Source organism: Steroidobacter agaridevorans, assembly GCF_009932555.1.
Lineage (GTDB): Bacteria > Pseudomonadota > Gammaproteobacteria > Steroidobacterales > Steroidobacteraceae > Steroidobacter > Steroidobacter agaridevorans.
In genome coordinates, this window is the sequence record NZ_BLJO01000001.1 from 87615 (window position 1) to 106544 (window position 18930).

Below are 18930 nucleotides of genomic sequence, written 5' to 3' on the forward strand. Positions count from 1 at the left end.
GTCCGGACTAGTCGCCAATATGCGCGCCACTTCATCCATACAGGCCCGCATGAACGCCGCAGCCCACACCGATGACGATGTCTCCGACGAGCAGCGCCGTACTCGTCGACTGCGCTTCGAGCTGATTTTCGCGAGCCTGTGGCTTGCATTCGGACTGTTCCTGCTGCCCGCGCTGATCTTCTGGGTCGGCGGCGCGCTGATGGGGCCGTATGGTGAGAATGCAGGCCTGAGCACCTTCTACGTCGACTTCTTCGGCGACCTGGCCGACGGCTCCGGCCGCGCCTGGAGCATCGCGCTCGGCCCGGTGCTGCTCATCTATCTGCTGCGCGCGGTCTTCATTGGTGTAAAGGCAGATGAGGTCGAGCGCGAGCCGCTCGATGAGGATGAACCGCCGCCTCCGCGCCGCGCGCCCGTTAAAAAGGAAGCCAAGCGCCCGGCAGGTCGCCCCGCCCGCGTCGAGCCGCGCATGGGCAACGATTGAGCGCGGCCGAATCCGCACGGCGCGCGTGCGCGAAATTCGTCACAGGGATGCGTGACGCGGGTCACACTTCCCAATGAAAAACAGCCCCCGGCCAAAGCCTGGCGTGTAGGCTGCAAGCGTTTGATATTAAAAAGATTCTGTTGGTTTTCTTTACACTTTTCGCTGGGGAAGTACGCGCATGTGGCTCGCTCGGTTATTCGGCGGCCGGAAGGGCAAAGAGGCGAAGCGGCCGGCGCGGATCGCGCCCAGCATCTCCGACAGCCCCGCTCCGCCCGTGAAACGTCCGCTTTCAGTAGGCGATGCCAAGCGCGGCATTCACGCCGATAAGGCGACCAAGCATGGCTTCGACCCTTACAACAGCGGTTCCTTCGAGCGCGCCAACGCTTGGGAACGCGTCAGCCGCCGTTAGCTGTCGGCCCGACGCCGCCTTGAGGGTTTTCCCCCTGGTAAATTCGGGTGCAAAAACGGCGGCGCGAGCCCACTGTAGATTCTCAGTCCGGCCAGTAGAGCGCGGCGATGCCGGCGACCGTCGCCCACATTGCCGCCTGCGCCAGCCAGCGCCACTTCAGCGTCTTGAGCAGCGCCAGCAGGCTCGCTCCGGAGACCGCCGCCAGCACGGCGAACACCGCACTGCTTCGGAGCAGCGCGGGGAACTCGCTGCTCATTGCCGGGTTGCTCCCCTTGAGGACCAGGAAAATGACCACCACACCTAGCAGGCCGAACGTGATGGCGGCCGCCGAGCCGAAGACGATGGCGTTGAGGACGGCGATGGGACGCATTAGTGGCTCCGGTCCCGCGCCGCAGGCCGCGCGCGGGGATGCTGAACGAATCGATGGCTGACCCCATCCAATTCATGCAATCCGCGAGCGGCGCGTACTTGATCGGAGTGCAGCGTCTCTCTAGCCTTGCCCATAGAATGGATCTGTCCTGCCTTGCTTACGATTCAGGTTTAGGTCGAAATCGGGACCGGCGCCGCCTCCATGGCCGCGGCCCCCTCCCCCTGATGAGGATGTGAAACAGTGTATCAGTCGCCCTCGCACGAACCCGCCAAGCAGCGGCGCAATACGTTGATCTTCAGCTTGCCCGCGCTGCTGGTGGTCTGTGCGTTACTGGCGGGCACGGCGCAAGCGCCGGTCGCCAAAGCGGTCGCGACCGCGAATTCCCAGGACCTGTCCCCCACCGAGCGTCAGCGCCGGGTCAGCAAGCTGGTCAGCAACGTGATCGAGCGCTCGCACTACCGCCAGTCGCCGATCAACGATCCGGTGTCCTCGCTGGTGCTGGACCGCTTCATCGAGCAGCTCGATGGCGGCCGCAGCTACTTCCTCGCCTCCGACATCGCCGAGTTCGAGCGCTATCGCTATCAGCTCGACGACGCCGTGGTGAACGGCCAGCTCGAGCCGGTGTTCGCGATCTTCAACCGCTTCCAGCAGCGCAATAAAGAGCGCGTGAATTACGCGGTGGATCTGCTCAAGACCGAGCCCGACTTCAACGTCGATGAGTCGTTCGAGTTCGACCGCGCCAAGGCGCCATGGGCCAAGACCAACGATGAGCTCAACGATATCTGGCGCCGTCGCGTGAAGAACGACGCCGTCTCCCTGATGCTCACCGAGAAGACCTGGCCGGAGACCAAGGACATCCTGCAGAAGCGCTACGAGCGCGTGGTCAAGCGCACCGAGCAGGTCACCAGCGACGACATCTTCGAAGTGTTCATGAACTCCTTCGCGCATGTCTTCGATCCGCACTCGAGCTACTTCTCGCCGCGCAACTCCGAGGAATATCGCATTCAGATGAGCCTGTCGTATGAAGGCATCGGCGCCTCGCTGCAGCTCGTCGATGACTACGTGACCGTGCTCAACGTGCTGCCCGGCGGCCCCGCCGCGATCAACGGCACGCTCGGCGCGAACGATCGCATCATCGCGGTCGGCGAAGGCAAGAGCGGCAAGATGGTCGATGTGATCGGCTGGCGTCTCGATGATGTCGTGCAGATCATCCGCGGCAAGGTCGGCACCACCGTGCGCCTGAACATCCTCCCCGCCGGCGCCGCGCCCGGCTCGCCGGAGAAGGTGCTGGAGCTGCAGCGTAATAAGGTGTCGCTCGATGCGCAGGCGGCCCAGAAGGAAGTCCACACCATCAAGCGTGGCGATCGCGAGATGAAGGTCGGCGTGATCAACGTGCCGAGCTTCTATCAGGACTTCGAAGCGAAGTCGTCCGGCGCCAAGGACTATCGCAGCACCACGCGCGACGTGCAGAAGCTGCTCAACGAACTGAAGGCCGAAAAGGTCGACGCGCTGATCATGGATCTGCGTGGCAATGGCGGCGGTCATCTGACCGAAGCGACCGCCCTCTCCGGCCTGTTCATTCCGGCAGGTCCGATCGTGCAGCTGCGCGAGACCGGCGGTCGCGTCGAAGTGCTCGACGATCCGGAGCCCAACACCGTGTATGACGGCCCGATGATCGTGCTGGTCGACCGCTACAGCGCGTCGGCCTCGGAGATCTTCGCCGCCGCGATTCAGGACTACGGCCGCGGCATCATCGTCGGCCAGCAGACCTACGGCAAAGGCTCGGTGCAGAACCTGTATCCGCTGGACCGTTATGCGCTCGGCCCCGATCCGGGCTTCGGCCAGCTGACCGTCACTATCGGCAAGTACTATCGCGTGACGGGCGAGAGCACCCAGCATCGCGGCGTGCAGCCGGATATCTCCATGCCGACGGCCATCAGCCCCGAGGAAGTCGGTGAGAGCACGCGCGAAAGTGCCCTGCCCTGGGATCGCATCCGTCCGGCTGAATTCGCGAAGGAAGGTCAGCTGACGCCGGCCATCGCCGCGCTCGAGCAGTCGCACGAGCAGCGCATCGCCTCGGATCCGGATTTCCGTTCGCTGCTCGCCGATCTGGATGCGTTCGAGAAAGTGCGCACGCAGAAGAAGCTGTCGTTGAACCTGAAGGCCCGCGTCGCCGAGCGCGAGCAGCTCGAGCAGGAGCGCCTCGCTCGTGAGAACGAGCGTCGCAAGTCGCGGGGCCTGCCCACCGTCGCGAAGCTCGCGGACCTCACCGGTCAGGATCCGCCGGATGCCGTGCTGGATGAAACGGTGCAGATCGCCGCGGACTTGAGCGGCATGAGCAATCTGTATCTGTCGCGTCTGAAGGCTCAGGGCGATAAGGAAACGACGCCTTAACTTCTCACCAATCTCAGGCGCTGCTCATTGCAGCAGCGCCTGATACAGATCCCAGTAGTCGTCGACCAGCACGTTCACGCCTGCTTTATTGCCCGTCTCGAGCCCCGAGACCGGCGCGACCGGCACGGGCAACGTGCCGATGGAATCCGTCAGCGGCACCGTATCCGCATCGCTGCGATAAGCCGCCACGGCGCGCAGCGCATCGGTGCGCTCCTTCAAGCCGCTGAGATCGTCTTTTTCGTTTTTGACGATGGCGAGCGCCTCGCGTAGCAACGTCATCAGGCGCGAGCAGTCCTCACGCGTGCCGTACTTCATATCGAACACGCGCTTGGTGATCGTTTCTTTGGCGAGCACGGCGAGGCCGCCGGCCGACATGGCCACGACCAACTGCTGCGCGTACGCAATGACGGCAGTATTCACGATGCGGCGGCCGTCGACGGAAATCCCCTGCAACGCCGGCGGCGCCTTTTCTTCGAGCGCGATCCGGTCATCGCTCAGATCGGTGACTTCCGTGGCCGCAAGATCCCATTGCTCGCGCTCGGCCGCGATCTCTTCGGCAAGACGCCGACGACGCGCGTAGTTCCAGAAGCCGCGCATCTTCTCGAGCTTCGTCTCCTGGAGCTTGAGCTGCGCCTCCAACATATCGGCACGCGAGCGTGCCGCCGCGATGCGTCGATCGAAATCGGCCAGTTGCTGGCGACGCGCACGATCGAACTCCAGCACTTGTCGGCGCTGCTCGCGATCGGCTTGCTGCTGCTGAAGCTGTTGCGCGAAGCGTGCGACTTTCGCCGACGAGGCGCGCCACAGCGCACGCAATTGGAAATAAACCAGCCCGTGCGGACCGGTCTCTGGATTGCCGAGAAACTCCTCGAGCTGCAGCAGCTGTTCGCTGTTGCGTGCGAACGTGGCTTCGTGTTTGTTCAGCTGCTCGATCAGCTTGTGACGCTCGTCCTGCAAGCGCGACAGCTCTTTCTTGAGCTCGGCCCGATTCCAATAGAGCTGCAACAGCCGCTCGTCTTCGACGGGCTGGCGCGCGCTCTGGCCGAGGAGCTGCCGCAGATTGCTCAGCCGGTCGGAGAATTCCATAGCGGGCCCGGTGCGGGCGTGGGAAAGGTCAGGTGGCTAACGCGGGGAAGTGATGACCGCGCTCGACGCAATAATCGAGCCATTTATTGAGCATGACGTTTCGCAGCCAGCGATCGCCGAGATCGCGCGCGAGCTGCGAGCGCAGCGATTCCAGCAGCGCATGACGATGCCAGCGAGCGCACGCCTGCACTTCGGCCAACCGCGCATCGCGATACACACGAATCAACAGATCGGGATCCGCGAGCGGGCCGGCTTCATCGTCGAACACATAGGTGAGTCGCAGCGTCGTCGTATATCGGCTGCGCTCCTCGATCGCCAGATGCAGCGGGCAATCGCCATCGACCACGGAAACCTGCGTGGCCGCGGCTTTTTCCACGTCCGGCACCAGCCAGGCGAGGCGGATGTAATTGCTCTCGTACAGCGACATCAGACTGACGAAGCTGCCCGGACGGGAGCGCCAGCTGACGGGGCAATTCACATCGCTTGCTGTAAGGTCTATCGACATGGTCCGAATATAGCACAGCAGTTTCGCACTACTGCCAGTGGTATGTGACTTGCGTCACGGGGCGTTTCATGTGTCCTCCACGCATGCGACATGCGTGCCATGTGTGCCTGCGCCGCTCGCTTGCCGCGGCTTACGGACGCAGCCGGCGCTCGACGCCGGTCCGGTCCAGGATGCGGCTGGCGATCTCTTCGATGGAACATTCCGTGGTGTTGATGCACGGAATATCGTATCGACGGAAGATCGCCTCGGCGGTGCGCACTTCGAAGTCCACTTGCGAGGGTGACGAATAATTGCTGTTCGGCCGGCGCTCGTTGCGGATCTGTTGCAGACGTTCCGGCGCAATCGTCAGACCGTACAGCTTGCGCTGATGCTTGGTCAGCGCCGCCGGCAGGCGCCCGGTCTCCAGCTCCTCGTCAGCGAATGGATAATTGGCGGCGAACACGCCGTATTGCAAGGCCAGGTACAAACAGGTGGGCGTCTTGCCGGTGCGCGAGACGCCGACCAGGATCAGATCGGCGCGCTCGTAATCGCGAGTGACAGCGCCGTCATCGTTCGCCAGCGCGAAGTTCGTGGCATTGATGCGCGTGGTGTACGCACCCACGTCCTGCATGCCATGCGCCTTGCCCTGCGCTCGCGAGGATTTGAGCTTCAGCTCCAGCTCCAGCGGGCCCAGGAACGCGTCGAAGAAATCCAGGAACAGGCCGTTGGCGCGCTTGATGATCTCGCGCAGGTCCTCCTGCACCAAAGTACTGAAAATCACGGGCCGGACGCCCTCCGCCTCGCCCGTCGCGTTGATGCGACGGACCGCTTCCTGCGCCTTGTCAACAGTGGAGATAAATGGCAGAGTCACCTGCCGAAATGCCTGCCCATCGAATTGCGTCAGCAGGCTGTGGCCCATCGTCTCGGCGGTCACGCCGGTCTGGTCGGACACGAAAAAAACCGTTCGTCTTTCCATTCTTCTGTCGCCAAAGCTCACGCGCGGTCGCGGGTTGCGGTTAAAATCCTGGGGCTAAGTTCACTCGCTCGAGTGTCTACGAGGACCGCCCTTGACCGCTTACACAGTACCCTTCGAAAAGCTCGGACGCCACGACGTCGACACCGTCGGCGGCAAAAATTCCTCGCTCGGCGAGATGATCAGCCATCTGGCCAAAATGGGCGTGAGCGTGCCGACCGGTTACGCCACCACCGCACAGGCGTATCGCGACTTCTTGAAGCACGAAGGACTGGCCGAGCGCATCTCCAAGGAACTTGCCACGCTCGACGTGGACGATGTCGAGAAGCTCACCGAGGTCGGTGCGAAGATCCGGCAGTGGATCCTCTCGACGCCGTTTCCGCCGCAGCTCGAGAAAGAAATCCTCGCCGGTTACGAGCGCATGGGTGAAGGCCGCGATGTCGCGGTCGCGGTGCGCTCCTCCGCCACCGCCGAAGACTTGCCGGACGCCTCGTTCGCGGGCCAACAGGAAACATTCCTGAACGTGCGCGGCAAGCAAGCGCTGATCAAGTGCGTGCACGAAGTGTTCGCCTCGCTCTACAACGATCGCGCCATCGCCTATCGCGTGCACCAGGGTTTCAAGCACGACGTGGTCGCCCTCTCCGCCGGCATTCAGTACATGTGCCGTTCGGACGTCGGCGCAAGCGGCGTGATGTTCACGCTCGACACCGACTCCGGCTTCCGCAACGTCGTCTTCATCACCGCCTCCTATGGCCTCGGCGAAACGGTCGTGCAAGGCGCAGTGAATCCCGATGAGTTCTATGTTTATAAACCGACGCTGAAGTCGGGCCACGCGCCCATCCTGCGTCGTACGCTCGGCGCCAAGGCCATCAAGATGGTCTACGGCGAGCCTGGCAGCGGCGAGCGCGTCAAGACCGTCGATGTCTCGACGGAGGATCGCAACAGATTCTCGATCGGCGATGCCGACATTCTGGAGCTGGCCAAGCAGGCGCTCATCATCGAGCAGCACTACGGCTGCCCGATGGATATCGAGTGGGGCAAGGACGGCGAGACCGGCAAGATCTATATCCTGCAAGCTCGTCCGGAAACCGTGCAGAGCCGCGCCGGCCGCACCGTGCAGCGCTACTCGCTGAAAAAGAAATCCAAGGTGCTCTCGAGCGGCCGCTCCATCGGTCAGCGCATCGGCGCCGGCCCCGCCCGCATCATTCGCGACGTAAAAGAAATGACGCGCGTGCAGAGCGGTGACGTGCTGGTCGCCGACATGACCGATCCCGATTGGGAGCCGGTGATGAAGCGCGCCTCGGCGATCGTGACGAATCGCGGTGGACGCACCTGTCACGCGGCGATCATCGCTCGCGAGCTCGGCATTCCCGCCGTCGTCGGCTGCGGCGATGCGACCGAGACCATCAAGGAAGGCGTGGAAGTCACCGTCTCCTGCGCCGAAGGCGACACGGGCTTCGTCTACGAAGGCGCCCTGCCCTTCGAACAAAAGATCGTCGAGCTGGACGCGCTGCCCCCGATCAAGACCAAGATCATGATGAACGTCGGCAACCCCGACCGCGCGTTCGACTTCGCCGGCATTCCGCACAAGGGCGTGGGACTTGCGCGCCTGGAATTCATCATCAATCGCATGATCGGCGTGCACCCGCGCGCGCTGCTCGAGTTCGATTCACTGTCGAAGGATCTGCAGCAGACCATCCGTCGTCAGATGAATGGTTACAAAGATCCGGTCAGCTTCTACGTCGACAAGCTGTGCGAAGGCATCGCCACCATCGCCGCCGCGTTCGCGCCGGAGCCGGTGATCGTGCGCATGTCGGATTTCAAATCGAACGAGTACGCGAATCTCATCGGCGGCCGTCAGTACGAGCCGCATGAGGAGAATCCGATGATCGGTTTCCGCGGCGCCTCGCGTTACGTCGATGAAACATTCCGTCCCTGCTTCGAGCTCGAGTGCCGCGCATTGAAGCGCGTGCGCGAAGAGATGGGCCTGAAGAATGTGCAGGTGATGGTGCCCTTCGTGCGTACGCTGAAGGAAGCCGAGCAGGTCACTCAGCTGCTCGCGCAGAACGGCCTGAAGCGCGGCGAGAACGAGCTGAAGATCATCATGATGTGCGAGCTGCCGACCAACGCGCTGCTCGCCGACCAATATCTGAAGTTCTTCGACGGCATGTCGATCGGCTCGAACGACATGACGCAGCTCACCCTCGGCCTGGATCGCGACTCGGCGATTATCGCCAAGCTGTTCGACGAACGGGATGAGGCGGTGAAGGCGCTCTTGAAGCTGGCGATCGACGCGTGCCGTCGCAATGGCAAGTACGTGGGCATCTGCGGCCAGGGTCCTTCGGATCATCCGGACCTGGCGCGCTGGCTGGTCGATCAGGGCATCGAGAGCATGTCGCTCAACCCGGATACGGTGGTCGAGACCTGGCTGTTCCTGGCTGGCGGCGCGGCGGCCGCGAAGTAAGCTTGTGATATCTCGCGGCGGCGGACATTCCGCCGCCGCGACTCGAGCCGGGCCGCGCTCAGGCGCGCAGGAAATTCGTCCGGTAGTGCTGTAGCTCGCGGATCGAGTCGCGAATATCGTCCAGCGCCAGGTGCGTCGAGCTCTTCTGGAAGCTGCTGTACACCTCCGGCGCCCAGCGCCGCGCCAGCTCCTTCAGCGTGCTCACATCCAGATTGCGGTAGTGAAAATACCGCTCCAGGTTGGGCATCTCGCGCGCCATGAAGCGGCGGTCCTGGCAAATACTGTTGCCGCACATCGGCGAGACGCCGGGCTCGATCCAGCGGCTCAGGAACTCCACCGTCTGGCGCTCGGCCTCCTCGACGGTGATGGTGCTGGCGCGCACGCGGGCCGCGAGCCCCGACGCGCCGTGCTGACGGCGGTTCCAGTCGTCCATCGCCTCCAGGACCTCATCCGGCTGGTGGATGGCCAGCACCGGCCCTTCGGCCAGCGTGTTCAGGTGCTTGTCGGTGACGACGGTGGCGATTTCGATGATGTGGTCGGTGTCGGGCTTCAGGCCCGTCATTTCCAGATCGATCCAGATGAGTCGAGTGGGGTCGCGGTCGGTCACGATGCGTTCTGCCAGAAGTGGGTTTCGTTGCCTCATCATAGCAGCTGAGGCTACAGTGCCCCGCATCGCTTGAGACGACATAAATGCATTGGTTTACCGGCTTGTTTCTATTGCTGCTGCTCGCCTCCACGGCCACGCGCAGCTGGCTCAATCAGCGCCAGGCGGCGGCCGTGCGCCGGCACCGCGACCGCGTGCCCGAGGCGTTCGCCCAGCAGATCGACCTGCAGGCGCATCAGAAGGCCGCCGACTATACCGTCGCGGGCGCCGGCCTGAATCGGTGGGACGTGCTGCTGGATGCGCTCGTTGCCCTGCTGCTGACCCTGGGGGGCGGCATCGACGCCATCGATCGCTGGTGGCAGGCGGCGGGCCTGTCGCCGGCCTGGCATGGCACGGCCGTCGTACTGTCGACTTTCTTGATAGTCGGCGCCCTGGGTCTGCCGCTGTCACTGTGGCGTACTTTTGGCATCGAGGCGCGCTTCGGCTTCAACCGCACCACGCCGGGGCTGTATATCGCCGATTTGTGCAAGAGCCTGGGCTTGAGCCTGCTGCTCGGCACGCCGCTGATATTTGTGATCCTGTATCTGATGCAGCAGGCCGGCTCCTTGTGGTGGCTGTTCGCCTGGGCCGTGTGGGTCGGCTTCTCGGTGCTGATGACCTGGGCGTGGCCTGCGATCTTCGCGCCGCTGTTCAACAAGTTCACGCCGGTCACCGATGAAGCGCTGAAACAGCGCACCGAAGCCGTTCTGCAGCGCTGCGGCTTCGCCTCCAAAGGGGTCTTCAAGATGGACGGCTCGCGCCGCTCCTCGCACGGCAACGCGTACTTCACCGGCATCGGTCGCAACAAGCGCATCGTGTTCTTTGACACGCTGCTCGAGCGCCTGCAGGTCGCCGAAGTCGAAGCCGTGCTAGCGCATGAGCTCGGTCATTTCCGGCTGCATCACATTCGCTCGGGGCTGATCCTGTCGGTGGTCATGGCGCTGCTCGGCTTCCTGCTGCTCGATGCCTTGATGCGCTGGGACGCGTTCTACGCAGCGCTCGGCGTGAGCACGCCCTCCACGCACGCGGCGCTGTTGCTCTTCATGTTCGTGCTGCCGGTGTTCACGTATTTCCTGACGCCGATCGGCGCCTGGTGGTCGCGCAAGCATGAGTTCGAGGCGGATGAATTCGCCGCGAAGCATGCGGATGCAACCGAGCTCGCCAATGCGCTGGTGAAACTGCATCGCGACAATGCGAGCACGCTCACGCCCGACAGCCTGCACTCGGCGTTCTACGATTCACATCCGCCCGCACTCGTGCGCATCTCGCGCTTGCAGTCGCTAGCGACGCAGCGCTCATGAGCGACGCGGTCGAGACGCCAGCGCGCGTCACGGAATCCTTTGGCCGTCGCGTCATCGTCGAGACCAGCGCGGGCTCGCGCACCTCGGCCGAGCTCTTCGGCAAGCGCCTGACGTGCGTGTGTGGCGATGAAGTGATGATTCGCGGGCCCTCGCAAAGTAGCGGCGACGTTGCGAAGGTCGTGAGCGTCGCCCCGCGCCGATCGTTGTTTGCTCGCACGGACAGCCGCGGGCGCACCGAGCCGCTGGCCGCGAATCTGTCGTTGATCATCGTGATCATCGCGCCCAATCCCGAGCCCGATTTGTATATCGCGGATCGATATCTCGCAGGCGCGGCGCTCGCGGGAATCTCTGGCGCGCTGATCGTGAACAAGTCAGAGCTGCCGGGCGCCGAGGATCCCGACTTCCAGGCACGCGTGAATGATTACGAGCGCGCGGGTTATCCGGTGCTGCGACTCTCCGCGAAGAACGAGCCCACCGTAGCGCCGGTGCGCGAGCTGCTCATCAACCAGAGCGCCATGCTCGTCGGCCAGTCCGGCGTCGGCAAATCCACGCTCACGAATCGCCTCGCGCCGGAGTCGGAGCGAGCCACGCGTACGCTCTCCGATTCGACGGGCGAAGGTCGGCACACGACGGTCTCGACGGCGTTGTTTCGCTTGGCCAGCGGCGGAGAGTTGATCGACTCGCCGGGCGTTCGCGACTACGCACCGCCCCCGGTCGAAGATGCGATGGTGCAAGTCGGCTGGCCGGAGATCTTGAAGCTCGCGCCCGAGTGCCGGTTCAACAACTGCCTGCACCTTCGCGAGCCCGGCTGCGCGGTGCTGGCCGCGCTGGCCGAGAACACGCTCTCGGCCCGCCGTTATGAAAGTTATAAACGTCTGCTCAACATCATGCGGGGGCTCGCGCCGGAGTACGAACGCCGGCGCTGAACAACGCCGCAATCGATAACCGCTACGATTTGCCGTATCCGCTGAGTTCCCCCTCCCGTGCGCGGGAGGGGGCCAGGGGGTGGGTCTTCCGGCCAACTACTGCCACGCACTCGCTTTCGTGTCCCCATTCAAGAACGGCAGCGTCGTGCTGACCAGCTCCGGTGCGAGGAAGATGTCGTAGTGGGTGTGGTTGGGCAGGATCGCGAGGCGATTCTGCGAGAGGTTCTCGCGCATCCAACCCGCGTCCTTCAAGCCGCCGCCGAGCAGCTGATAGAACTTGATGACGTGCTCGGGGCGATACATGTCCGAGTCGCCGAACACCAGCATCACCGGCATCTTCAACTTCGCGACATCCGCGGAGTAGTCATAGCCCTGCTTCATGAAACCGCCGATGGTGTCCAGCAAGCGCGGGAAATCGTCCGGCTTCGGCGCGACGGCGACGTACCCTTTGTACATCGGCGTGTCCTTCATGTACTGGAACGCCTCGGCGTTCACCTGCCCCTGCTGAGCCAGGATCTCGGGATAGAAACCATCCGATGCATAGCCCGCGGACACCAGCACCAGACGACGCACCATGTCCGGATGCTGCACGGCCAGTCGAAAACCAACACCGCCGCCCATCGAGTAACCGAGAACATCGATCTGCTTATAGCCCAGCTTTTGCAGCAGGCCATTCATGTCATTGCCCATCGCCTCGAGGCTGAACTTGCGAGTGCCGAGCTCGGTGCGCCCATGGCCTTGCAGATCGACCAGCACGACCTGTCGCTGCTTCGTGAGCGTCGGCAGGAGCGGCGCGAACATATCGCCCGACCCCAAGCCGCCGTGTAGAAGCAGCAGCGGCTCGCCCTTGCCGCGGATCTCGTAGTAGTAGTTGATGCCGTTCATGGCGATGCGACCCGACTTGTCGGGCGCCTGAACGGTCGGGGCCGCGGGCTGACTGTCCGCCATCGCGGGCAGGCTGGAAGTCATTAATGCCATTGCGGCCAGAGCTGGGGCCAGGATGCGCTTCATTGCTGAGTCTCCGTGTCGTTGAGTGCCAATCTGTCCTAAGGACGCCCTCGCCCGACGCCTGCCGACACCGCCGATGAGAAAAAATTCTGGAACCGCATGCCCGATCAGGACTTGATGTTCCATCGTCTTCACCGCTCGAGGTGCAGGGTCATGGCCATCAGCTTTCCCAACGAGTCCACCGAATATCGCACCGCTCGCAACGCGCTGCTCGAACAGGAGATCGCGTTACGTCGACAGATGGAAGCGGTCGCCGTCCAGCGGCGCGCGCTCCCGGCCGGCGGCAAGGTGCCAGAGGACTATGAGTTCGACGGACTCGGTGCGGATGGCAAGGCCACCAAGATCAAGTTGTCCGCGCTGTTTCGCGACGGCACCGATTCCCTGGTGATCTACAACTACATGTTTCCTCGCCACCAGGGTGATACGCGCGCCGCCGCCGCGAGCGGCGTCACGTCGCAGCTGCCCAAAACGGCACAACCCTGCCCTTCGTGCACCGCCCTCATCGATCAACTCGACGCCGCCGCTCAGCACTTCGAAGCCGGTGGCGGAAACTTCGCAGTCGTGGCGAAGGCGCCGCTCGATCAGTTGCTGGGAGTGGCGCGAGATCGAGGCTGGCGCCACGTTCGTTTGTTGTCATCGGCGGGGTGCCCGAACTTTCGACGCGACTATCGCGGCGAAGACGAAGAAGGTCAGCAGGTACCGCTGGTGCTGGTGTTCAAGCGCGCTCGCGACGGCGCGATCCGATTCTTCTGGGCATCGGAGTTGATGTTTGCCCCGCCCGATTCCGGACAGGATCAGCGCGCCGCAGGCACGTTGGAGCCCTTCTGGAACCTGTTCGATCTCACGCCCGGTGGCCGTCCGGACTTCGCCGAGGAGCTCCAATACGAGTGATCACTGGGCAGAGAGCGCCACCTGCCCACGCCGCTGCCAGAGCTGCCATACGCCGTAGGTCAAGAGCGGCAACACGTAGACCGCGATCAGCACATACGCAAGGCCGCGATAGCCGCGAGCGATCAGGGTGACGAGACCGAAGCGCTCGGCGAGCAGCATCGCGATCACGAGCAGCACGCCGGCGGCGATGAAGCGGGCCCTCGCCGAGAGATCTCGCCCGCGCTTCGCGCGCCACACCTGCTCGATGCGCTGATTCACCGCATGCACGCTGCCCGTGCCGCTCTCGAGCAGCGCCGCGAAGATCATCAGCTGGAACACGCCATGAAACACGGGCGCATCCAGACGCTGCAGCAGAAAGTCAGAAGGCAAGGCCTCGGCGGAGATGTCCGGGTAGTAGGCAACCATGCAGATGAAGAACAGCAATGCCGGGATCATCGCGAGCGGCCCGCACAAGGCGCCCGCGATGATGGCGTCGCGATTGCTGGTCAGATGCCGCAGCACCGGCAGGATGATGACCGCCCCGACGATGTTATAGCCCGCGTACGTCACGCCCGCGAGCAGCCAACCGTCGGTCGGCACATCCAACGCCAGGTTCGCCGAGATCCGATCGCCGAACTTGCCCAGCGACAGCACGACGAACAAGGCATACACGCCGTACAGGAAAAACGAAACCCACTTGAACAGCTGCTCGACCGAGGCGTTGCCAAACGCCACGAACAACGAGATGCCCAGCATCAGACACAGCGTGCCCGCGAGCGCCGGCCAGCCGAACAACGCCGCGCCAATGGCGCCCGCGGCCGCGCCGAACACGGCGAGAATCAAGACGATGAACAAACAATAGGCGATCTCGAAGATCATCCAGCCCCGCCCGAGCAGGTGACGGAAGAACGTGCGGTAATCCTCGCTGTGCGTGGCGCGCGCGAACAGAAACGTCGCGATACACACGACGCTCCAGATCACCGCCGCGAACAGCATGCCGAACAACCCGCCTTGCGGACCGCTCGGCAGGAAGAACTCGACCAGCTCGCGGCCGGTCGCATACCCGCCGCCGATGACCACGGCCTTGAAGGCGAAGCCCGGCAGCAGGTAGCGTTGGAACCAGGAGGCTTGCATCAGCCGCGCAAGCAGTGATCGAGCAGCCGCTCGAATTCATCGCCGCCGCGAATCGGATCGGCGACCGGCACGCCCAACCGCTGGCTCTCCGTCGCCATCAACTGCCGCGCTTCGCTCTCCGACAGCTTCGAGGTGTTGATACTCACGCCGCCGCAGCGAATCGCCGGGTTGGTCCGCCGTCCCAATCTCAAATTCAGATCGATCGTCTCTTCGAGACTCGGCAAGGGATAGTCCGGCATGCCGAGCACGTGCGTGCGGCCCGCCTCGTGACACACGACGATCACATCCGGCTGACTGCCATGTAACAAACCGAGGGACACGGCGGCATACGAGGGATGAAACAACGAGCCCTGCCCTTCGATCACATCCCAATGATCGGCCGCCGCGTCGGGCGACAGCACCTCCGCCGCGCCCGCCTCGAAGTCCGAGACCACCGCGTCCATCGGCATGCCACTGCCGGCGATCATGATGCCCGTCTGCCCGGTGGCGCGAAAATCCGCCTTCACGCCGCGCCGTCGGAACGCCTTCGCGATCGCAAGCGCGGTGTATTTCTTGCCCAGGGCGCAATCCGTTCCGACCGCCAGCAGTCGCTTGCCACTGCGTTTGCGACCGCTGGCGGTCGGAATTCCTCGCGGTGGCGTACGGACGTCGATCAGGCGACGCCCATGACGCTCGGCGGCTGCAACCAACGCCGGCGTGTCGACGAGTCGTGTATGCATGCCTCCCACCAGATCCAGCCCCGCCTCCAAAGCTTCCAGGAGCGAGGGCATCCAGCTATCGAGAATGCGCCCGCCGATGTTGGCCACGCCAATGATCATGGAGCGGGCGCCCTTCGCGTAGGCCTGCGCAGGCGTGAGCTTGGGCAGTCCGAGCGTGACGGCGTCGGGCGAGCAGGCCAGCTCGCCGACGCATAGCTCGGGCGCCCAATCCCGCAGGCCAAAGGCCGTTTTCGCGAAGCCCGCCTCGGTGGTATCGCCGAGAAACAGCAGATACGGTTGCGGCAGATCCAAGGAGGTCGAGAGGTTTGCTGTTGTCACGATTCGATCAACTTATCACTTAAAACTGGAAATCGACGCTCAAACCCACGGTGCGCGGCTGGAGCACGGCGACATCCAGGCGCACGGGCTGGTTCAGCCCGTCCGTCGTCACGCCGCCGCCGGTGAACGCGCGCTCATCGGTCAGATTCTTCACGAACAATCGCACCGTCACGCTATCGAACTGCACATCGGCATTGAGATCCAGCACGTCGTAAGCAGGCAGTGCGTACGCCAGGTTGCCTACCGTCGTGACGACTTGCGAATAACGCTCGTCCACGTAGCGCCAGCCGCCGCCGACGTTGGCTTCGCGACCGCCGAACGCCGTGAATGCGTAGTTGGCGGTGATCGCGCCACTCCATTCCGGCACGCCCGGCAGCTGCACGTCCAGTGCGTTCGGCAGGTCCGGCGGGGTCGACTTCAAGGTGGCATCCGTATAGGAGAAATTGAAGCCGAGCTGCAAGCCCTCGGCGACCGAGAACAACGATTCCACCTCGATACCCTGGCTCTCCGCATCGCCCGCGTTGTCCAGGCCGGTCACGCCGCCAAACGTCCGGGCTTGCTGGATGTCCTTCCAATCGATGTAAAACACGGCGGCATTCAGCAGCGCGCGACCGTCCATGAAGATGCTCTTCCAACCGAGCTCATAGTTGGTCAGCTCATCGGCCTCCACCGCCGGCGGCATCCCAGGGACGATGGTGTTCGGACCGCCCGGTCGATAGCCCGTCGCGACGCGCGCGTAGAGCATGGTGTCGTCGGTCACATGCCAGCGCGGGCTGATCGCATAGGTGACCACGTCTTCGTCGGACTCACCCGGATCGTTCGCGGTCACGATGATGGCGCCACTGCTGATCTGCCGGAACTTCTGATCGTTCTGTGCATAACGCAAACCGGTGATGACATCGAAGCTGTCGTTGATCTTGAACGTCACATCGCCGAAGACGGCGAGCTCCTTGTACTGCGAAGGCAACTGCGCGAACGCGAAATACGGCAGGAACCCTTCGATCGGCACACCATTGATATCGGTCGCATCGACCACCTGCGTGTTCTCGCTCTCCTCGTCGGTATAGAACGCGCCGATGCGCCACTGGATCGCCCCCTCGCCGGTGGACGCGAGCCGGAACTCCTGCGTCCACTTCTCGTGGTCGAGGCTAATGTTGAACTTGCTCAGGCCTTCGTCGAAGGGCGCGCCCGGCAGCTCGAACAGCAGGCTCAAGATGGGAAACAACGAGCCGTACGTGATGCTCGCGTCCTGCGTCTGCGACGTGTGCGTTTTGGAATAGCTGGTCGCGGACACGAAGTCGGCCCAGCCCAGATTCCAGTTCAGGGTTGCCGAGTAGTAATCCACATCCTTGCTGAACGGCTCCTCGTTCGGGATCGACGTGCCGAGATCGCCGAAGCTGGCCGTCCCGCGGAACGGATCGGTATCGACCAGCGACAGCGCCATCGTTCCATTGTTATCGGAGTCCAGCTGCTGCCACAGCGCGTTCACTTTGAGCGAGGCCGCATCGTTGATCCGCCACAGCAGCGAGACGCGCCCACCGCTCTGCTCCAGCTCGTTCGCGTCTTCTTCCCCGGTATAAACGTTGTCGATATAGCCCGGCGTGTTTTGCTGGAAGTAGCTCGCGCGCAATGCGACCGAGTCCCCCAGCGGCACGTTGACGCCGGCTCGCGCGGCCCAGCCCAGATCGTCAGCACCGCTCACGTCGGAGCCTTCGACACCGGCACGGAACTCCAGTGCATCGGTGCTCGGCTCCTTCAGAACGTATTTGAGCAAGCCGCCCATGGAGCCTGCGCCATAGAGCGTGCCTTGCGGGCCACGCAGCACTTCGACGCGTTCGATGTCATAGGGCATGAGATCGAGCGCGAAGGTGGTGGCGCGTGCGTAGTTGTTACTCGCACCGAGCGGCGTTTCATCGATGTAGGTTCCCACGACCGAGCCCGGGCCGACCGGTGCAATACCGCGCAAGGTGATGCTCGTCTGACCGGGGCTGCCGCCATTGGCGATGTTGATGCCGGGCATGTAGGCCGCATAGTCCTGCAGCTGCGTCGCATGCACGCGAGTCAATTGTTCCTCGGCGAACGCACTCACCGAGACCGGCACGTCCTGCACGCTTTCGCTGCGCTTCTGTGCGGTCACGACGATCTCGTCGATCACGCCCGCCGCGCCCTCTGCCGCTCCCACATTGGTCGCGCTCATCAGCAGCGCCAAGGCGCTGGTGGAGACGCCGATCGTCATCCCGCGCGACAGATTCAAAAAGTCACTCATGGTCGCTCCCCGTATAGTTGTTGATGACCGCGCCATTGCGGGTTACTTCACATCACATCGCCCCAGACATTGCTCGCGCAATACACGCTGCCATCCTGGTACGTGATGCTGGGGTGACGGTCCTCGGCCAGAAACACCGGCCCGTCGAGATCGACGTAGTCGCACAGCTGCGCGACCACGAAGGCCGGCGCCATGGCGAGGCTGGTGCCCACCATGTTGCCGACCATGACTTGCATGCCGAGGCGTCGTGCCTCGCGCGCCATCGCGAGGGCTTCGGTCAGCCCGCCGCATTTATCGAGCTTGATGTTCACGACCTGGAAACGGCCCCGCAGGCCGCGCACGTCGGCGAGCCCCTGCACGCTTTCGTCCGCCGCGAGCGGAATCGGGCTCTTGAACCCTTCGAGGTCCGCCTCGCGACCGCGGGGCAGCGGCTGCTCGACGAGCTTCACGCCGGCTTCGACAAAGGACGGCATGATGGCTTTGAGCTTCTCGAGGGAATAACCCTGGTTGGCGTCGACCCCGATCCACGCATCGGGACGCAGCCTGCGCACGGCGCGCACGCGCTCTTTGTCCATTTGCAGATCGCCATCGAGTTTCAATTTGAGTGCTTTGGCGTGCGGCAGCGCTTCAGCCGCGCTCACGACGGCCGGCGGACCATCCGCACTCAAGGTGAAGGTCGTCACGCATGGCGCGACGATGTCCACGCCGGCCAGGCGCCACACCGGCACGCCGACATGCTTCGCTTCGAGATCCCACAGCGCGCAATCCAGCGCGTTGCGCGCACCGCCGGGCGGCAACAGCTCGAGCAATTGCTGTCGCGTGATGCCGCTCTCGATGATGGAGCGATGCCGCTCCAATGTTTCTACGATGCCCTCCGGCGTGTCCTTCAAGTAGTACACACCGGCCGCCTCACCGCGGCCGCGACCTCGCTCACTTTCCACGGTGACGACGGCGACGGGCACTTCGGTAAACGTATAGCCCGAGATCCGGAACGGATTGCGCAAGCGCAGCCGCTCGATCCCAACCTCCATCTGCATGGGAACCGCGGTGCTCATCGTCATCGCCTCGGCAGTGCTCATGAAGG

The 18930-nt window shown here is 63.6% G+C and carries 17 protein-coding genes; 7 read left to right on the top strand and 10 right to left on the bottom strand.

Going from position 1 to position 18930, the window contains the following annotated elements; all coding sequences use genetic code 11:
• The first annotated feature begins 49 nt into the window (after nt 1-49).
• Both GYH35_RS00375 and GYH35_RS00380 read left to right on the top strand, forming a co-directional pair.
• Nucleotides 50-481, top strand: coding sequence for a hypothetical protein (locus GYH35_RS00375; protein WP_161814193.1), 432 nt, complete (start codon nt 50-52; stop codon nt 479-481).
• A gap of 178 nt (nt 482-659) precedes the next feature.
• Nucleotides 660-890, top strand: a complete 231-nt coding sequence (locus GYH35_RS00380; RefSeq protein ID WP_161814192.1) for a hypothetical protein — start codon at nt 660-662, stop codon at nt 888-890.
• 82 nt (nt 891-972) lie between these two features.
• Here the strand turns inward: GYH35_RS00380 and GYH35_RS00385 are convergent, their stop codons facing one another.
• The gene (locus GYH35_RS00385) at nt 973-1260 is read right to left on the bottom strand and encodes a hypothetical protein (protein WP_161814191.1); all 288 of its coding nucleotides are present in this window, start codon (nt 1258-1260) and stop codon (nt 973-975) included.
• A gap of 240 nt (nt 1261-1500) precedes the next feature.
• Between GYH35_RS00385 and GYH35_RS00390 the strand changes: the two genes are divergently transcribed.
• On the top strand, nt 1501-3654 hold the full coding sequence (locus tag GYH35_RS00390; protein WP_161814190.1) for a carboxy terminal-processing peptidase: 2154 nt from the start codon (nt 1501-1503) through the stop codon (nt 3652-3654).
• 24 nt (nt 3655-3678) lie between these two features.
• On the opposite strand, the gene GYH35_RS00395 is transcribed toward GYH35_RS00390, so the two are convergent.
• From GYH35_RS00395 to ppsR, 3 genes are all read right to left on the bottom strand, one after another.
• A complete protein-coding gene (locus GYH35_RS00395) occupies nt 3679-4740 on the bottom strand; it encodes a hypothetical protein (RefSeq protein WP_161827349.1) in 1062 nt (353 codons plus the stop codon).
• 28 nt (nt 4741-4768) lie between these two features.
• On the bottom strand, nt 4769-5218 hold the full coding sequence (locus GYH35_RS00400) for a DUF1249 domain-containing protein (RefSeq protein ID WP_202623999.1): 450 nt from the start codon (nt 5216-5218) through the stop codon (nt 4769-4771).
• Between the two features lie 157 nt (nt 5219-5375).
• The gene (gene ppsR / locus GYH35_RS00405) at nt 5376-6200 is read right to left on the bottom strand and encodes a posphoenolpyruvate synthetase regulatory kinase/phosphorylase PpsR (RefSeq protein ID WP_161814187.1); all 825 of its coding nucleotides are present in this window, start codon (nt 6198-6200) and stop codon (nt 5376-5378) included.
• A gap of 91 nt (nt 6201-6291) precedes the next feature.
• On the opposite strand from ppsR, the gene ppsA reads away from it, so the two are divergent.
• Complete coding sequence (ppsA, locus tag GYH35_RS00410) at nt 6292-8661, top strand: phosphoenolpyruvate synthase (RefSeq protein ID WP_161814186.1); 2370 nt, start codon at nt 6292-6294, stop codon at nt 8659-8661.
• A gap of 58 nt (nt 8662-8719) precedes the next feature.
• On the opposite strand, the gene orn is transcribed toward ppsA, so the two are convergent.
• Nucleotides 8720-9304 (bottom strand): oligoribonuclease, encoded by a 585-nt coding sequence (orn, locus tag GYH35_RS00415; RefSeq protein ID WP_161814185.1) that lies wholly within the window; start codon nt 9302-9304, stop codon nt 8720-8722.
• Between the two features lie 47 nt (nt 9305-9351).
• Between orn and GYH35_RS00420 the strand changes: the two genes are divergently transcribed.
• Nucleotides 9352-10605, top strand: a complete 1254-nt coding sequence (locus GYH35_RS00420) for a M48 family metallopeptidase (RefSeq protein WP_161827351.1) — start codon at nt 9352-9354, stop codon at nt 10603-10605.
• Nucleotides 10602-11531, top strand: a complete 930-nt coding sequence (gene rsgA / locus GYH35_RS00425) for a ribosome small subunit-dependent GTPase A (RefSeq protein ID WP_161827352.1) — start codon at nt 10602-10604, stop codon at nt 11529-11531. Before GYH35_RS00420 ends, rsgA begins: the two co-directional genes overlap by 4 nt.
• A 96-nt stretch (nt 11532-11627) precedes the next feature.
• Here the strand turns inward: rsgA and GYH35_RS00430 are convergent, their stop codons facing one another.
• On the bottom strand, nt 11628-12542 hold the full coding sequence (locus GYH35_RS00430; protein ID WP_161814182.1) for an alpha/beta fold hydrolase: 915 nt from the start codon (nt 12540-12542) through the stop codon (nt 11628-11630).
• Between the two features lie 150 nt (nt 12543-12692).
• On the opposite strand from GYH35_RS00430, the gene GYH35_RS00435 reads away from it, so the two are divergent.
• On the top strand, nt 12693-13430 hold the full coding sequence (locus GYH35_RS00435) for a DUF899 family protein (protein ID WP_161827353.1): 738 nt from the start codon (nt 12693-12695) through the stop codon (nt 13428-13430).
• Here GYH35_RS00435 and GYH35_RS00440 read toward each other — a convergent pair whose 3' ends face one another.
• From GYH35_RS00440 to GYH35_RS00455, 4 genes are read right to left on the bottom strand one after another with little or no spacing between them, the layout of a single operon-like run.
• Nucleotides 13431-14543: a YkvI family membrane protein gene (locus tag GYH35_RS00440; RefSeq protein WP_161827354.1), complete on the bottom strand. Its 1113-nt coding sequence runs from the start codon at nt 14541-14543 to the stop codon at nt 13431-13433.
• Nucleotides 14543-15580 (bottom strand): DUF1611 domain-containing protein, encoded by a 1038-nt coding sequence (locus tag GYH35_RS00445; RefSeq protein ID WP_202624000.1) that lies wholly within the window; start codon nt 15578-15580, stop codon nt 14543-14545. Before GYH35_RS00445 ends, GYH35_RS00440 begins: the two co-directional genes overlap by 1 nt.
• Nucleotides 15581-15599: 19 nt before the next feature.
• A complete protein-coding gene (locus GYH35_RS00450) occupies nt 15600-17846 on the bottom strand; it encodes a TonB-dependent receptor (protein ID WP_161827355.1) in 2247 nt (748 codons plus the stop codon).
• A 47-nt stretch (nt 17847-17893) separates the two neighbouring features.
• Entirely contained in the window at nt 17894-18925 is a 1032-nt protein-coding gene (locus GYH35_RS00455) for a dipeptide epimerase (protein WP_202624001.1), read from the bottom strand.
• Between the last annotated feature and the right edge of the window lie 5 nt (nt 18926-18930).

What these genes read in the sequence shown, in the direction of transcription:
- GYH35_RS00375 (WP_161814193.1), top strand. Translation starts at nt 50, where the DNA reads ATGAACGCCGCAGCCCACACCGATGACGATGTCTCCGACGAGCAGCGC.
- GYH35_RS00380 (WP_161814192.1), top strand. Translation starts at nt 660, where the DNA reads ATGTGGCTCGCTCGGTTATTCGGCGGCCGGAAGGGCAAAGAGGCGAAG.
- GYH35_RS00385 (WP_161814191.1), bottom strand. Translation starts at nt 1,260, where the DNA reads ATGCGTCCCATCGCCGTCCTCAACGCCATCGTCTTCGGCTCGGCGGCC.
- GYH35_RS00395 (WP_161827349.1), bottom strand. Translation starts at nt 4,740, where the DNA reads ATGGAATTCTCCGACCGGCTGAGCAATCTGCGGCAGCTCCTCGGCCAG.
- ppsR (WP_161814187.1), bottom strand. Translation starts at nt 6,200, where the DNA reads ATGGAAAGACGAACGGTTTTTTTCGTGTCCGACCAGACCGGCGTGACC.
- orn (WP_161814185.1), bottom strand. Translation starts at nt 9,304, where the DNA reads ATGAGGCAACGAAACCCACTTCTGGCAGAACGCATCGTGACCGACCGC.
- GYH35_RS00420 (WP_161827351.1), top strand. Translation starts at nt 9,352, where the DNA reads ATGCATTGGTTTACCGGCTTGTTTCTATTGCTGCTGCTCGCCTCCACG.
- rsgA (WP_161827352.1), top strand. Translation starts at nt 10,602, where the DNA reads ATGAGCGACGCGGTCGAGACGCCAGCGCGCGTCACGGAATCCTTTGGC.
- GYH35_RS00430 (WP_161814182.1), bottom strand. Translation starts at nt 12,542, where the DNA reads ATGAAGCGCATCCTGGCCCCAGCTCTGGCCGCAATGGCATTAATGACT.
- GYH35_RS00435 (WP_161827353.1), top strand. Translation starts at nt 12,693, where the DNA reads ATGGCCATCAGCTTTCCCAACGAGTCCACCGAATATCGCACCGCTCGC.
- GYH35_RS00440 (WP_161827354.1), bottom strand. Translation starts at nt 14,543, where the DNA reads ATGCAAGCCTCCTGGTTCCAACGCTACCTGCTGCCGGGCTTCGCCTTC.
- GYH35_RS00450 (WP_161827355.1), bottom strand. Translation starts at nt 17,846, where the DNA reads ATGAGTGACTTTTTGAATCTGTCGCGCGGGATGACGATCGGCGTCTCC.
- GYH35_RS00455 (WP_202624001.1), bottom strand. Translation starts at nt 18,925, where the DNA reads ATGAGCACTGCCGAGGCGATGACGATGAGCACCGCGGTTCCCATGCAG.